Genomic DNA, 14,244 nt, shown 5'->3' on the forward strand with positions numbered 1-14,244 from the left:
ATGTCAAGACGTTGTAGACGTGAAGGCGGAGTACCGGTGACTGACTCGACGATCATCTATACGCACACTGACGAGGCCCCTGCCCTCGCGACGTACTCGTTCCTGCCGGTGATCCAGGCGTACGCCTCCACGGCCGGCGTCAAGGTGGAGACCCGCGACATCTCCCTGGCGGGGCGCATCATCGCGCACTTCCCCGAGCGCCTGGAGGAGGGCCAGCGGATCGCCGACGCCCTGGCCGAGCTGGGCGAGCTGGCGAAGACCCCCGGCGCCAACATCATCAAGCTGCCGAACATCTCGGCCTCGGTGCCGCAGCTGAAGGCCGCCATCGCCGAGCTCCAGGCCCAGGGCTACGCCCTGCCGGACTACCCGGACGACCCGAAGACGGACGAGGACCGCGACGTCCGCGCCCGCTACGACAAGGTCAAGGGCAGCGCCGTCAACCCGGTGCTGCGCGAGGGCAACTCGGACCGCCGCGCGCCGCTGTCGGTCAAGAAGTACGCCCAGACCCACCCGCACCGGATGGGCGCCTGGAGCGCCGACTCGAAGACCAACGTCGCCACCATGGGTGCCGACGACTACCGGTCGACCGAGAAGTCCGCGGTGATCTCCGAGGCCGGCAGCCTGAAGATCGAGCTGGTCGCCGCCGACGGCAGCACCACCGTGCTGCGCGAGTCGGTCCCGGTGCAGGCCGGCGAGGTCGTGGACGCCGCCGTGATGCGGGCCGCCGCGCTGAACGCCTTCCTGGCCGCCCAGGTGGCCCGGGCCAAGGCCGAGGACGTGCTCTTCTCGGTGCACCTCAAGGCCACCATGATGAAGGTCTCCGACCCGATCTTCTTCGGCCACGTGGTCCGCGCCTTCTTCCCGAACACCTTCGCCCAGTACGGCGCGGTGCTCGACGCGGCCGGCCTGAACCCGAACAACGGCCTGGGCGGCATCCTGGCCGGCCTGGACGTGCTGGCCGACGGTGCCGCGATCAAGGCCTCCTTCGAGGCCGAGCTGGCCGAGGGCCCGGCGCTGGCCATGGTCGACTCGGACCGCGGCATCACCAACCTGCACGTGCCGTCCGACGTGATCGTCGACGCCTCGATGCCGGCCATGATCCGCACCTCCGGCCACATGTGGGGCCCGGACGGCAAGGAGGCCGACACCCTGGCCGTCATCCCGGACAGCAGCTACGCGGGCGTCTACCAGACCGTCCTCGACGACTGCCGCGCCCACGGCGCGTTCGACCCGGCCACCATGGGCTCGGTGCCGAACGTCGGCCTGATGGCCCAGGCCGCCGAGGAGTACGGCAGCCACGACAAGACCTTCGAGATCGCCGCCGCTGGCACCGTCAAGGTCACCGACGCGTCCGGCGCCGTGGTGCTGGAGCAGCCGGTCGCCCCCGGCGACGTCTTCCGGATGTGCCAGACCAAGGACGTGCCGATCCGCGACTGGGTCAAGCTGGCCGTCAACCGCGCCCGCGCCACCGGCGACCCGGCCGTCTTCTGGCTGGACGCCGAGCGCGCCCACGACGCCAACCTGATCGAGAAGGTCAAGGCGTACCTGCCGGAGCACGACACCGAGGGCCTGACCATCGAGATCATGGCCCCCGAGAAGGCCACCGCCTTCTCGCTGGAGCGCATCCGCCGCGGCGAGAACACCATCTCGGTCACCGGCAACGTGCTGCGCGACTACCTGACCGACCTGTTCCCGATCCTGGAGCTGGGCACCAGCGCCAAGATGCTCTCGGTGGTCCCGCTGATCAACGGCGGCGGCCTGTTCGAGACCGGCGCCGGCGGCTCCGCCCCGAAGCACGTGCAGCAGCTGGTCAAGGAGAACTACCTGCGCTGGGACAGCCTGGGCGAGTTCTTCGCGCTGGCCGCCAGCTTCGAGCACCTGGCCACCACCACCGGCAACGCCCGCGCCCAGGTGCTGGCCGACACCCTGGACAGCGCCACCGGCACGTTCCTGGAGAACGACAAGTCGCCGGCCCGCCGGGTCGGCCAGATCGACAACCGCGGCAGCCACTTCTACCTGGCCCTGTACTGGGCCCAGGAGCTGGCCAAGCAGACCGCCGACGCCGCGCTCGCCGAGGCCTTCGCCCCGCTGGCGAAGACCCTGACCGAGCAGGAGGAGGCCATCGTCGCCGAGCTGATCGCCGTCCAGGGCGCCCCGGTCGACCTCGGCGGCTACTACCAGCCCGTCCCGGCCAAGGCCGCCGCGGTGATGCGCCCGTCGCAGACCCTCAACGACGCGCTGGCCTCGCTGAGCTGACGCCTGGTCACACCGCACGGCTGAACGGCCCCGGTCCCCGCTACGGCGGGGGCCGGGGCCCGCGTGCTCTACGGCTACCGGCAGGCCCCCGGCGGCAGCAGCAGCGGCGCCGGCCCGGCCACGTCCAACGCCAGCCCGGCGCCGGCGAGTTCGAGCAGCTGGGCGCCGGAGACGGTGAGGCACGGCACCTCGGGCCCCAGCCCCCGCGCCTTGGCGAACCGGGCCAGCGCGGGTGCGCCGGAGAACGCGTAGATCCACTCGACCCCGTCGAGCTCGGCGGCGATCGGCTCCCCGCCGGCGGTGGGCACCAGCACGTGGCTGTCCCGGATCTGCTCGACCACCTCGGGAGTCCCGACCGTTCCGTCGTGCAGCGCCACCAGACGCGCACTCAATTTCGCCTCGAACACTGTCCCCTCGCAGTCAGTCGCACCCGGCGAACGCTCTCACGCCGTCAGCGTATCGGCCGTGCCCGGATGATCACCGGTTAGGGCCAGCGGCGCGGCGCGCACGGGGACGGACGCCAACGGGCCGGTCCGTTCTATGATCTGACGCACTGTCGACGCACACATCCGTGGGGGGATGATGACGGGCATCGAGATCGCGGCCGGATACGCGCTGGCCTGGCTGTTCCGCAAGGGACGCCGCGTGGCGGGGCAGCTCGACGGGGAGGTGGACCGCGGGCTGGACGCCGGGGTGCAGCGCGTCCACGAACTGGTCAGCAGCGCCCTGGGCGAGGCCCCGGCGCTCGTGCGGGCCCGGCAGGAGGCCGAGGCCGGGCAGCCGGAGCCGAGCGAGCAGACCCGGCAGCAGCTCGTCCAAGCGATCGCCGAGCGGCTCTGGCAGGACCCGGAGTTCGGCGAGCAGCTGCGGCAGGCCGTCGCGGCGCTGCAGAGCGGGCAGGGCGGGCAGGGCGGGACCTCGAAGCACACCACCATCACGATGACCACCAACAACGGGGTGGTCGCCGACCACATCGAGACGATCACCCTCCGCCCTCAGCCGCCGAACCCGCCCCGGAGCTGACGGGTCTCGGCGTCCCGCCCGGAGCTCACCGCAGCACGTCGGACTCGGACGGAGTCCACATCACCGGGGACGTCCAGGACTTCCACTACGTGCGGCAGCAGGTGCTGCCGCCGGTCACCCCCGTGCTCCACGACACCCTGCGCCGGGAACCGCACCTGGTCGGCCGGCGCGAGGAGGTCGCGGACCTGCTCGGCCTGCTGGCCCCGGGACCGGGCACGGCCACGCCCGTGGTCGTCCTCGGCATGGGCGGCATCGGCAAGACTGCGCTGGCCCTCGCCACGGCCCACACCGCGCGGCGCGCCCGGTCGTTCACCGCCTACTACTACCTGGACTTCGACGGCTACGCCGCCGAGCCGGCCGCGCGCCTGACCGCCGACCAGGCGATCACCGTGTTGCTGCGCAACCTGGGCCTGGGCCCCCGGGAGATGCCGGCGGATCCCGTGGCCCGGGCCGACCGCTACCACGCCGAGCTGGCTGCGTGGAGCGACCGCGGCGACAGCGTGCTGCTGGTCGCCGACAACATCTCCGGCTGGGACCAGGTGCGCGAACTGCTTCCGGTGCGGGGCCACCGGATCCTGGTCACCACGCGCACCATGCCCGCGACGGACGGCGAGGTGACCGTCAAGCACCTCGGCCCGCTGGCGAGCGGACCTGCCCAGGAGATCCTCGAATCCCAGCTCCAGGCCCGGCGCTTCGCGCAGGACCCGGCGGCCAAGGCCGAGTTGGCCGGCTTCTGCGGCGGTCTCCCGCTGGCGCTCGAACTGGTCGTCGGTCTGCTCAGACTGGAACCCCAGCTCCCTCCCCGGGAATTGGTGGAGCGGCTGGCGCAGGAGCAGGAACGCCTGGACGAGCTCACCGAGGCAGCCGGTGCGCAGCGCGACCTGCGGACCGTCTTCGGGCTGTCCGTCGGCCAGTTGGGAGCGGACGAGCAGCGCCTCTTCACCTTGCTCGCGCTCGCGCCGGGCGACCGCACCGGGCTGCACGCGGCGGCGGCCCTCGCCGACCTCTCCCCCGCCCGGACCCGTCGACTGCTGACCCGGCTGCGTGCGGCCAACCTGCTGACCGGCGACGCCACCCACCACCGCTTCCACGAACTGGTCCGCCTCTACGCCCGCCAGCGCGACGATGCGAGCATCTCGGTGACCGACCGCACGGCCGCCACCGACCGGCTGCTCGACCACTACACCGGCACCGCCCGCGCCGCCGACAGCCACCTGGACCTGAGCAAGCCGGACGATCCCCGGTTCGACGGGCGGGGCGAGGCGCTGGAGTGGCTGCGGGCCGAGTGGCGCCAGCTGGTCGCGGCCACCGAGTTCGCCGTGCTCAACGACCGCGCGGCGCACGGCCGCGACCTCGGCCGGGCGGTGAGCACCTTCCTGGAGTGGGAGACGCTCTGGGACGCGCTCCAAGGCGTGGTCGACCTCCGGCTGGCCGCCGTCCGCCGGCTCGGCGACCGGGAGGGCGAGGCGGCCGCGCTCCGCTCGCTCGGCACCGTGCTGGACCGCCGGCACCGGTTCGCCGAGGCGGTCGAGAGCCACCGGGAGTCGCTGCGGATCGCCCGCGGGACGGGCAACCGCGACGAGGCGGGGCGTTCCCTGCTGTCGCTCGGCATCAGCCTGCACGACTCGGGCCGGTACGAGGAGGCGCGGCAGGTGTTCACCGAGGCGCTGGCGGAGTACGTCGAGCTGGGCGACCGGCACAGCCAGGCCATCCTGCACCACGACCTGGGCCTGACGCTGAGCGAACTGGGCGATCACCGTGGAGCGGTGGAGCAGTACGAGCTGGCCGTCGCGGGCTACCGCGAGTTCGACGACCAGTACCGCGAGGCGATGGTGCTGCGCTGCTGGGGCCAGGTCCTGACGGCCCGGCAGGACCACGCCGGGTCCCTCCTGCGCAACGAGCAGTCGCTCGCGCTCAGCGCGGCGGCTGACGACCGCGCAGGGCAGGCCGCCGCACACTCCAACATCTCCCTCGACCTCGCCGCGCTGGGCCGTGCCGACGAGGCGTTGGCGCAGGGCCGGGCGGCGGTCGACATCACCGAGGGCCTGCACGACCCGTGGCTCACCGGCCAGGTCCTGGCCAACCTGCTGGCGGTGTCGGCCGGCCACGAGCGCTGGCACGAGTACCACGACGTCGCCGAGCGGATGATCGAGATCCACCGCGAGCTCGACGTCCCCGCGCGCGTGGCCGTCGGCCTCACCTTCCTCGGCCGGTTCCACATCGAGGTGTCGGGCCAACCCGAGCTCGGCATGCGGCGGTTGCGGGAGGCGCTGGAGAACAACCGGGCGGGCGGCACCCGGGAGGACGAGGCCAACATCCTGACGGTCCTCGCGCACGGCCACCACCAACTCGGCGAGGTCGACCAGGCCGTCGACGGCTACCGCAGGGCGGCCGAACTCCACCGCGCCCTCGGGAACGAGCCCGGACTGGCCACGGCCATCCACTCGCTCGGCGGCTGCTGCTTCATCAACGGCCGCCTGCCGGAGGCGATCGGCGCGATGACCGAGGCACTGCCGCTCGATCGCCGGCTGGGGCGGGTCGCCGACGAGGCCGAAGCCCACTCGATGCTCGGCAACGCCCACCAGCAACTGCGCGAGTTCGCACAGGCCGAAGAACACTTCGGCATCGCCCGGGAGTTGCACCACCGGGTCGGCAACCGCCCGCGCGAGGCGCACATGCTGATGGCGCTCGGCGACGTCTGCCTGCAGACCGGCCGTCCGGACGACGCCGTCCCCCGTCTCGTCGAGGCCCGCGCCGCCTTCCACGCCCTGGGTGACCAGCGCCTGGAGGCCCTGATGCTCAGCTCGCTCGGCTCGGCGGCCATCAGTACGGGCCGCCACCCGGACGCCGCCGCCCTGTTCCGGGAGGCGCTCGACGCCTGGCTGGCCCTGGGGGACGAGGCCGAGATCGCCCGCTGCCGCGTTGCCCTCGTCGGACTGTGCGGCACCCTGGGCGACATGGCGGAGGCGGTCCGCCAGTGCGAGCTCGCCCTGCCGCTGCTGGAACGGCTCGGCAGGACGGAGGGCGCGGCGATGGCCCGGGCCTTCCTCGCCCAGCAGTCCCAGCAGTGACCCGGCCAGACCTCGATCGGACCTCGATCGGACCTCGACCGGACCTCGACCGGAGCTCGGTCAGACGTCGATCAGACCTCGATCATCGTCAACTCGGGGTACACGTCCTGCCAGCGGTACCGCGGGCAGTGGAAGTGCCAGTACGCGAAGCCGGTCAAGTACCGCTCCAGGTGCGGGCGCTGCTCCTCGCTCGCCAGCGCCAGGATGCGACGGTAGGCGGCCAGCCCGCCCTCCACGGCGCGGCGATAGGCGGTGAGGTAGGGGACCCGCCCGGCGACCGACTGGCGGTGGATCCGGCTGACCGCGAAGTCCCCGCCGTGCACCGCCTCCTTGTAGAAGGAGAGCACGTCGTTGACGTCGTTCAGGAACGCGACCCCGGCGCTGAGCGCCGCCGCCCAGAAGCCCCGGTTGTCCTCCGCGCGCAGCGACGGGTCGGTGAACTGCAGTGAGGTGAACCAGAACTGGGAGAACCCGTTGAAGATCCGGACGAAGTCGCTGTCCACCGGGTCGGCCGCCTCGGGCGTGAACTCCGCCTCCATCAGCACGCCGGCGACCGCCGTGTGGAAGTAGGTCTTGAAGACCGCGAGGAAGGTCGGATCGCAGAACGGCGCCACCTCGTCGAACATGTACCGGATGTACCGGACGTTCGGCGAGCCGGCCTCCGGCAGCATGCCGCCCCGCAGGATCGCCGCCGCCTCGGCGCGGTCGTGGCAGCAGACGTCGTCGACGTTGGTGGTGAACACCCAGATCCGGTCGAGCGCGAGGGCGAGCGCGTCGTCGGCGATCGGCACCATCATCGCGCGCATCAGCGTGATGTTGCGGGCCGTGGCAGCGGGGACGCTGACGCCGAAGGCCGCGAACTCGGCGATCAGCGCCGCCGCGTCGGCGCGGGCCTGCGCGAGGTCGACGGGCGGGTCGAAGGAGTCGGTGAGCGCGATCGCCCGGTCCACCAGCCCGGAGGCGAGCACCTCGGCGACCAGCGCGCGGTGGCGCGGATCCGGGACGGCGGCCAGCCCGCGCCGCCCGGTGTACCGGAGGGTGTCGACGCCGGGCGGCCGGTGCGGGCTGAGCGTGGGATGGCCTGTCGGATTCACGCCGGGTCCTTCCGTTCGGGGCTGCTCTGCTCGCCCGGGTTCCTCCCCGGGCGATCCCGGGTTCAGTCGTATCCGAAGCACCGTCAGCCCGTGCGGGTGTACGGCGTGTTCGGCCGGTTGACGCCAACCCTCCACCGTCTGGGAGGATGCACCCCGATGGACGCCAACCGGAACGACGAAGTGGCGGGGCTCCGGGTCGGCGACCGGTGCTCCGGGGTGGTCACCGGGATCACCCGGTCCCGCACCTGGTCAGTGGCGCTGGACGGGTTCCCCAAGGGCGTGTCGGGATGGTTCGGGCCACTGGAACTGCCCTGGGGCCGGAAGGACCCGATCGAGGTCGGCGACCGGATCACCGCCGAGGTGTTCGCCGTCGACCCGAAGCGCCGACAGGTCCGGCTGTCGTTGGCGGCCGCCGCGCACCCCGAGCTCTGGGCCTTCCTGAGCGGCCTGCGCCCCGGCCAGCCGCTCACCGGCACCATCGCCTCGATCGAGCGCTTCGGCGTCTTCGTGGCGCTGGACGAGGGCCCCGACCACCCGGTCTTCCCCGGCGTCGGGTTCCTCACCCACCCCGAACTCTCCTGGCAACGCTTCGAGTCCGTGGAGGAGGTGGTCCGGGTCGGCGAGCGGGTGCGCTGCGAGTTCCTCCAGTTCGACATCTGGAACGGCGAGGCCCGGCTCTCGCTGCGCGCCTTCCAGCCGGACCCCTTCCGGGAGCTCGCGGACCGGCTCACCGTCGGCCAGTCGGTGTCCGGGCGGGTCACCAAGGTGCTCCCGTTCGGGGTGTTCGTCCGGGTGGCCGCGGGGGTCGAGGGGCTGGTCCACCGCGATGAGGGCGGTCAGGGACTCGACGTCGGCGCGGAGGTCACCACCACCGTCGCCGACCTCGACCTCCCGCGCCGGCGGCTGCGCCTCACCATCCGGCAGCTGCCCGCCTGACGCACTGCCAGGACCTCGCGGCGTTGTCGCAGGGCCGTGCCAGACTCCCGCCCATGAAGATCACCGAGGCGATCCACGAGATCCTGAAGGCCAACTACACGCCGTCGTACCCGTGGGAGGCCGAGCAGCCGGGCTTCGCGGAGCGAGTGAGCTACCAGGGCGAGTTCACGTTCGCCGGGCAGCTGCGGGTGCACGGCGCGTTCAACATGTCCGGGCTCGACGCCCCGGAGTTCTTCGTGCTCGACGACATCGCCGACGGTGTGCACGACGTCTACCTGGCCTACGACCGGGACGAGGAGGCGGGCGCCTTCGTCACCGCCGTCGCGCTGGTCGCCGGCGGGACCACACCGGAGGCGCTGCTGGGCGCGGAGTGGGCGGACGAGTCGGACGACGTCAACCACCTCACCGAGGGCGCCTCGGCGATCTCCTCCAGCACTCCGAACAACTGGACCGTCGCCTCGGCCCTCAACGACCTCGCCGGCGAGCCCATCCACGCCGACGCCTTGGCGCGGGTGGCCGCCGAGTTCGCGGCGCAGCGGGCCGCCGGGTCCCAGGCCCCGCTGCTCGACGTGGTCGTCGACCCGTCGAACGGGGCGAACACGCTGGTCTTCCCGACCGTGGACACCATGTCGACCAGCATCCTGGTCGGCCGGGACGAGGACGGGGCGGGCATCGGGATCGTCTGGTCCGACTTCCAGAGCTGAACCCGGCATTCCGATAGCACGTCGCGACAACCAACAATCTCAAGGGGAATTCTGATGGACAACCAGGACGGGCGCACGTGGGCCACCGAGCTGTTCGACCTGTGGACGGCCCTGTGGAACGGTGACCTCGCGCTCAGCGAGCAGATCATGGCCCCGGAGTTCACCCTGCGCTACGCGCAGCCGGGCACCGAGGTCTTCGACACGATCCGCACCCCGCAGCAGTTCGCCGACCTGATCGCCGCCTTCCGCAAGGCCCGCCCGGGCCTGCGCTTCGCCCCGGAGGGCCCGACCGCCGTGGACCTGCAGCCGGGCGACGGCGGCTGGACCGGCCTGGTGACGAGCCCCTACCTGGCGAGCTTCGACGGCGGCGAGCGCGAGTCGCGCAGCGGCACGGACATGCTGCGGGTGGCGGACGGGAAGATCGTCGAGGTCTGGTCCGTCTCCAACGAGCGGACGTACTACCACTGACGGCACGCACGTGGGGGCTGAGGGCGGGGCACGGGAAGAGCGGCCCCCCGGCCGTCCTTCCCGTGCCCCGCCCTCAGCCCCCGGCCCGCCCGATCAGCTGGTGCAGGCCCACCACGCTCGCGCCGGCGGCGGTCAGCCCGGCCAGCGCCCCGCCCGGCGCCGACCGGGTGCTGAGGAAGGCCAGCCCTGCGACGACCAGGCCGATGAAGGCCGCCGCCAGGAGGATGGTGACCGTACGGAGCGTCAGGAACGGGGGCGGGTCGGACGAGGTCATGCGCTGCTCCATCGAACTGCCAGGGCGACCGCGCGGCCACCTCGGGGTTTCGGCCCGGCGAACACCGGCCCGGGAGTAGCCTGCGACCGTCCGCGGTAGTCCCCAACTCCGAAGCGCGTTCTGCCAGGTAGAGTCCGGACAACCGCGGGTTGTCCCGGGACGTCCCGGGACGGTGGCGCGCTCAGGGGCGGGAGTTGACGTTGGTTCAGGGTGGGACGGGCGGTCGGGGCGGTCGACCGTGGGGGCCGATCTGGGCGCAGACGCCCGAGGGCAGGGACTTGGCCCTCTTCCTGCGGGCGCGGGTGGACGAGAGTCCGTTGACGATGACCGCAGCGGCGAAGGGCGCCAACTACTCGACCACACAGGCCGGGGACTTCCTGTCCGGCAGGCGGGTGTCCGAGCCCGCCTTCGTGGCCGCCCTGCTGCGGATCACCGTCCTCGACCCGCGACAGCGCAGAGCGCTCCAGGCCGACGCCGACCGGCTGCTCCACGCGGCCAGGAACCCGCAGGAGCGGCGCGAGGAGCACGGCGGCGACAGCACCCTCGCCGGGCAGCTGGAACGCGTGCGCGCACAACAGGTGGAGACCTACGAGCGGCTGACCCGCGCCCTGGAGCAGCAGGCCGACCTCCAGGAGGCGGCCCGGAACTCGGCGCAGTTGGTCATGGTGCTGCTGAGCATGATCAACACCCTGGCTGACCGGGTGCGGAGCCTCTCCACCGAGCGCGACGGCCTCGCCGGCCGCGCCGGTGATCGGCGGGAGCTCGAACACACGCAGCGGCGCCTCGCCCGCGCGCTGGACCAGGAGCGCCGGGCGAAGGAGGAACTCGACCGCGCGCGGGAGAAGCAGCGCCAGGCCGAGGACCTGGCCGCCCGCGTCCAACGCCGGGTCGACGAACTGACCGACGAGCTCAACCGCCTGCGCGCCGACGAGGCCACCGCCCCCGACGACGCCGTGCCCCCGCCCCCGGGCGTCACCACCTCGGCGGACCCGGTCGGCGACGACATCGACCAGGCACTCGCCCGGGCGACGACGGTCAACGACACCGACGAGGAAACCCTCCGGCGCATCACGGACGAACTCCAGGACACGGCCGAGGGAGAGGCCCCGCGCGGCGTCCTGGCCTTGGAGGACGGCCGTCCGGCGGTTGTCCCGGACATCCAGGACAACGTTCCGACCAACCCCAGCATCAGCGAGCTCGACGCCCGCCACGAGCACGCCTACAACCTCGGCGAGGCCGGCGAATATCGAACGGCGGTCGAGCTGTTCGCCGAACTGATCGCAGCCAGCACCCGGATCCTCGGCCCCGACCACCCCGACACCCTCGATGCCCGCCATGGACACGCCGTCAACCTCGGGAAGGCCGACGACCACCGGCAGGCAGTCCAACTCCTCGCCGCACTGATCGCGGACAGCACCCGCGCCCTCGGCTCCGACCACCCCGACACCCTCACCGCCCGCCACAACCACGCCTTCCACCTCGGAGAGGCCGGAGACCGCCGCGAAGCAGCACGGCTACTCGCCGAAGTGGCCACCGACCGCACCCGCGCCCTCGGCCCCAACCACCCCAACACCCTCACCGCCCGCCACAACCACGCCGCCAACCTCGGAGAGGCCGGAGACCGCCGCGAAGCAGCCCGGTTGTTCGCCGAACTCACCACCGACCGCACCCGGATCCTCGGCCCCAGCCACCCCGACACCCTGACCACCCGCCACGAACACGCCTACAACCTCGGGAAGGCCGGAGACCGCCGCGAAGCAGCACTACTGCTCGCCGAACTCACCACCGACCGCACCCGGATCCTCGGCCCCAACCACCCCGCCACCCTCACCACCCGCCACAACCACGCCTTCAACCTCGGTCGGGCTGGGGAACGTCGCGAGGCAGCTCAACTATTCGCAGAACTCATCGCGGACCGCACCCGGATCCTCGGCCCCAACCACCCCGCCACCCTCACCACCCGCCACAACCACGCCTTCAACCTCGGAGAGGCCGGCGACCACCACGAAGCGGCCCAACTCCTCGCCGAAGTGGCCACCGACCGCACCCGGATCCTCGGCCCCGAGCACCCCAACACCCTCACCACCCACCGACGCCAAGCCCACTTCGCGCGCCTGGCGTCAGACCCTCCACCGGCGCGCTGAGCCTCCAGGGCGGCGATCGATCACGCCGTCCCCTTCTGTGACCTTCCATGACCGGTCGCGCTGTGTCAGGGTTCGCCGAGAGGGAAAATGACTTAGCGTCAGAGCCTCGCAACGATCAGCGACTAGGAGCCGGCCAGGGATGATCACGGACACCTTCTGGAGCGATCTCGAAGAGCGGCTCCTGCCGCTCTTCACCGACTACCGCGACCGCCTCGCCGACCTTCCGGTCCATCTCAAGGCGGACCACACCCTCCTCACCGAGGCCGACGTCGCGGCGCAGTCGTTGATCGTCCAGCACATCCGCGGGCTGGAGCCCGACGCCGTGATCATTGCCGAGGAGGACGAGCGGTCAACGGTCCGCGACGAGGTCGCCCAGTCGGACGGGAGGGTCTGGGTGATCGATCCGATCGACGGGACGGCCGAGTTCGTCCAGCAGGGACACTCGGAGTTCTGCTCGGTCGTCTGCCTCCTGGAGGACTGGCGGCCGTCTGCGGCCTTCGTCCTGGCCCCCGAACTCGGGGCCGGTCGCTCCCCGCTCCGGGTCACGGCCGACGTCGCTTCACGAACGGTGCGGATCGGTGGGCGGCCGGCGCCGATGCCGACAGCCACCGGGCAGTGGATCTCGGCGACTCGCAGCGCCGGCACCCCGCCGCGCGTGTTCGATAGCGCGGCCGAACGGGCCGGCTACCGGCTCAAGTTGCGGACCACCTCGCAGACGGTCGACATGCTGCGCACCGCCATCGACCTCGGTGCCACGACAGATCCTCCGCTTCCGTCCTTCGACCTCTTCTGGCGGCGCAAGCAGAAGCTGTGGGACGGCGCCGCGGGCATCGCGATCGGTACCGCGCTGGGACTGCGCAGCGCGGACGAGCACGGCGAACCGTTGCCGTTCGGGCCGGAGTTCCTCAGCGCGGCGACCCCGACCTTCGAATCCAGCGTCATGGGCCACCCCGAGGCGGTGGCTTGGTTCCTGGACGTGGTGCACGCATGAGGCAGCACAGCACCGACGTCCTGGTGGACGTGACCTCCCTGATCAGCGCCGAGGACTTCCTGGCGTCCCAGAACAGGAGCACCGAGCCTCTGGACCCGTTCGCCAGGCAGTGCTTCGTCGAGGTCGTCCAGTCGCTCCTCTTCATGTCCAACGTGTACGTGGCCCATCCCGTGCTGCACGCGCCACGAGCCGGCGACTTCGGTGACAGGCCGCTGCTGCTGCAAGCGCTGATGCGTGCGGGACTCATACATCCGCTCCGATTGGACGGCGAGCAGCAGAGGTCCGCCGCGAGGCTGGAGGCCGCGGCGGTCCGCGATCTGCAGAGCGTCCACGGGGTCACCAGCATGGCGCGCTTCGTCGAGCAGGCCTTCGTGTGCGACGAGGCGAGCGCCGGGCGGCAGGCCGCCCTGTCCACCCGGATCCGGGAGTGGAGCTCCTTCCAGGAGCGACAGGTCCGCTCCACGGCCGGTCACCACCGGGATCGGATCCCCACTCGGGACGGTGTCGAGGAGGACGCCTTCGGCGAATGGGCCAGGGCCGCAGCCGTCGTCCTCAGGAGTGCACTCACCGGGATCGCCGCGCCCGGCCAGGGGGAGTACCTGATGGCGACCCTGGCGCGCGGGATGAAGTACCGTGCCCGGGCCGAGGCCCGGGTCGTTTCCTACCAGTCCCATCCACTGCGGCGGGACTTCTCGCTCACCTTCGACATGACCCGCAGTGGCGCGGCCGATACCGAGGTGCTCGATCTCATCCAGGCCGTGCGCGGTATCCACACCTCACTCAGCCACGCTGTCGGCCAGAGCGAGTCCCACCGGTTGCAGTTGCTGGAGTTGGAGCTTCCGCTCCTCGGCGGCCGGTTGTGGGCGGCGGATGACACCGGCAGGCGGAGCGACCACGAGTGGATCGCGTTCGTCGTCGGCCGGATCCGTGACTACCGTGACCGCGCGTCCGAGCTCAGGCGGGCCGTGGAGCGCTGTGTCACCGCCGAGGACTACGTGCGTCTCGCGCGCGACATCGAGGGCGTGAAGCGGCAGTTGCTCGAACGGTTGGGACTCCGGCGGGTGGAGCTGTCCGCCGTGGAACGGGAGCTGGTCGGGTCTGTCGCGTCGGTCTCCGGCGCCGTCACGGGCCTCCCTGTGGTCAGCGGCCTGTGGTTCGGTGCGCGCAGCCTCGGCAAGCAGTTCGTCTTCGGCAACGCCCAGCCTTACCAGCGCTTCCTGTACCGGGAGTTCGTCGATGCGTGGAAGCGCACGGGAAGGTAGCCGCCGCCTCGGAGAAGCGCG

Annotated in this window: 12 protein-coding genes; 9 read left to right on the top strand and 3 right to left on the bottom strand. The window is 71.9% G+C overall.

From position 1 onward, the window contains the following. Nucleotides 1–36 precede the first annotated feature (36 nt). Nucleotides 37–2,256 carry an NADP-dependent isocitrate dehydrogenase gene (locus tag FHX73_RS05660; protein WP_145903783.1) on the top strand — a complete coding sequence of 740 codons (2,220 nt, stop codon included), beginning with the start codon at nt 37–39 and terminating at the stop codon, nt 2,254–2,256. 74 nt (nt 2,257–2,330) lie between these two features. Here the strand turns inward: FHX73_RS05660 and FHX73_RS05665 are convergent, their stop codons facing one another. Beyond that, nucleotides 2,331–2,648, bottom strand: a complete 318-nt coding sequence (locus FHX73_RS05665; protein ID WP_246213367.1) for an SseB family protein — start codon at nt 2,646–2,648, stop codon at nt 2,331–2,333. Nucleotides 2,649–2,835: 187 nt separating this feature from the next. Here FHX73_RS05665 and FHX73_RS05670 point away from each other — a divergent pair, with 187 nt between their 5' ends. Beyond that, the gene (locus FHX73_RS05670) at nt 2,836–3,279 is read left to right on the top strand and encodes a chromosome partitioning protein (RefSeq protein WP_145903786.1); all 444 of its coding nucleotides are present in this window, start codon (nt 2,836–2,838) and stop codon (nt 3,277–3,279) included. An 89-nt stretch (nt 3,280–3,368) separates the two neighbouring features. Further along, nucleotides 3,369–6,350, top strand: a complete 2,982-nt coding sequence (locus FHX73_RS05675; protein ID WP_145903789.1) for a tetratricopeptide repeat protein — start codon at nt 3,369–3,371, stop codon at nt 6,348–6,350. Between the two features lie 71 nt (nt 6,351–6,421). On the opposite strand, the gene FHX73_RS05680 is transcribed toward FHX73_RS05675, so the two are convergent. After that, nucleotides 6,422–7,444, bottom strand: coding sequence for an isoprenoid biosynthesis enzyme family protein (locus FHX73_RS05680; protein ID WP_145903791.1), 1,023 nt, complete (start codon nt 7,442–7,444; stop codon nt 6,422–6,424). Nucleotides 7,445–7,600: 156 nt separating this feature from the next. Between FHX73_RS05680 and FHX73_RS05685 the strand changes: the two genes are divergently transcribed. From FHX73_RS05685 to FHX73_RS05695, 3 genes are read left to right on the top strand one after another with little or no spacing between them, the layout of a single operon-like run. Next, entirely contained in the window at nt 7,601–8,380 is a 780-nt protein-coding gene (locus FHX73_RS05685) for a S1 RNA-binding domain-containing protein (protein ID WP_145903792.1), read from the top strand. Between the two features lie 53 nt (nt 8,381–8,433). Beyond that, nucleotides 8,434–9,084, top strand: coding sequence for a hypothetical protein (locus tag FHX73_RS05690; protein WP_145903793.1), 651 nt, complete (start codon nt 8,434–8,436; stop codon nt 9,082–9,084). Between the two features lie 54 nt (nt 9,085–9,138). Then, nucleotides 9,139–9,552 (top strand): nuclear transport factor 2 family protein, encoded by a 414-nt coding sequence (locus FHX73_RS05695; protein ID WP_145903794.1) that lies wholly within the window; start codon nt 9,139–9,141, stop codon nt 9,550–9,552. 73 nt (nt 9,553–9,625) lie between these two features. Here FHX73_RS05695 and FHX73_RS05700 read toward each other — a convergent pair whose 3' ends face one another. Continuing rightward, nucleotides 9,626–9,826 (bottom strand): hypothetical protein, encoded by a 201-nt coding sequence (locus tag FHX73_RS05700; RefSeq protein ID WP_246213368.1) that lies wholly within the window; start codon nt 9,824–9,826, stop codon nt 9,626–9,628. A 323-nt stretch (nt 9,827–10,149) separates the two neighbouring features. Here FHX73_RS05700 and FHX73_RS05705 point away from each other — a divergent pair, with 323 nt between their 5' ends. The 3 genes from FHX73_RS05705 (at nt 10,150) to FHX73_RS05715 (ending at nt 14,223) form a co-directional block, all read left to right on the top strand. Continuing rightward, the gene (locus FHX73_RS05705) at nt 10,150–11,970 is read left to right on the top strand and encodes a tetratricopeptide repeat protein (protein WP_145903796.1); all 1,821 of its coding nucleotides are present in this window, start codon (nt 10,150–10,152) and stop codon (nt 11,968–11,970) included. Between the two features lie 139 nt (nt 11,971–12,109). Next, nucleotides 12,110–12,961 carry an inositol monophosphatase family protein gene (locus FHX73_RS05710; protein WP_211786147.1) on the top strand — a complete coding sequence of 284 codons (852 nt, stop codon included), beginning with the start codon at nt 12,110–12,112 and terminating at the stop codon, nt 12,959–12,961. Then, on the top strand, nt 12,958–14,223 hold the full coding sequence (locus FHX73_RS05715; protein ID WP_145903798.1) for a hypothetical protein: 1,266 nt from the start codon (nt 12,958–12,960) through the stop codon (nt 14,221–14,223). The genes FHX73_RS05710 and FHX73_RS05715 overlap by 4 nt, the downstream gene beginning before the upstream one ends. Nucleotides 14,224–14,244 lie beyond the last annotated feature (21 nt).

This window comes from Kitasatospora viridis, from assembly GCF_007829815.1.
GTDB classification, from domain to species: domain Bacteria; phylum Actinomycetota; class Actinomycetes; order Streptomycetales; family Streptomycetaceae; genus Kitasatospora; species Kitasatospora viridis.

Bases quoted from the DNA above. Each gene is read 5' to 3' on its own strand.
- FHX73_RS05670 (WP_145903786.1), top strand. From the start codon at position 2,836: ATGATGACGGGCATCGAGATCGCGGCCGGATACGCGCTGGCCTGGCTG.
- FHX73_RS05685 (WP_145903792.1), top strand. From the start codon at position 7,601: ATGGACGCCAACCGGAACGACGAAGTGGCGGGGCTCCGGGTCGGCGAC.
- FHX73_RS05690 (WP_145903793.1), top strand. From the start codon at position 8,434: ATGAAGATCACCGAGGCGATCCACGAGATCCTGAAGGCCAACTACACG.
- FHX73_RS05695 (WP_145903794.1), top strand. From the start codon at position 9,139: ATGGACAACCAGGACGGGCGCACGTGGGCCACCGAGCTGTTCGACCTG.
- FHX73_RS05700 (WP_246213368.1), bottom strand. From the start codon at position 9,826: ATGACCTCGTCCGACCCGCCCCCGTTCCTGACGCTCCGTACGGTCACC.
- FHX73_RS05705 (WP_145903796.1), top strand. From the start codon at position 10,150: ATGACCGCAGCGGCGAAGGGCGCCAACTACTCGACCACACAGGCCGGG.
- FHX73_RS05710 (WP_211786147.1), top strand. From the start codon at position 12,110: ATGATCACGGACACCTTCTGGAGCGATCTCGAAGAGCGGCTCCTGCCG.
- FHX73_RS05715 (WP_145903798.1), top strand. From the start codon at position 12,958: ATGAGGCAGCACAGCACCGACGTCCTGGTGGACGTGACCTCCCTGATC.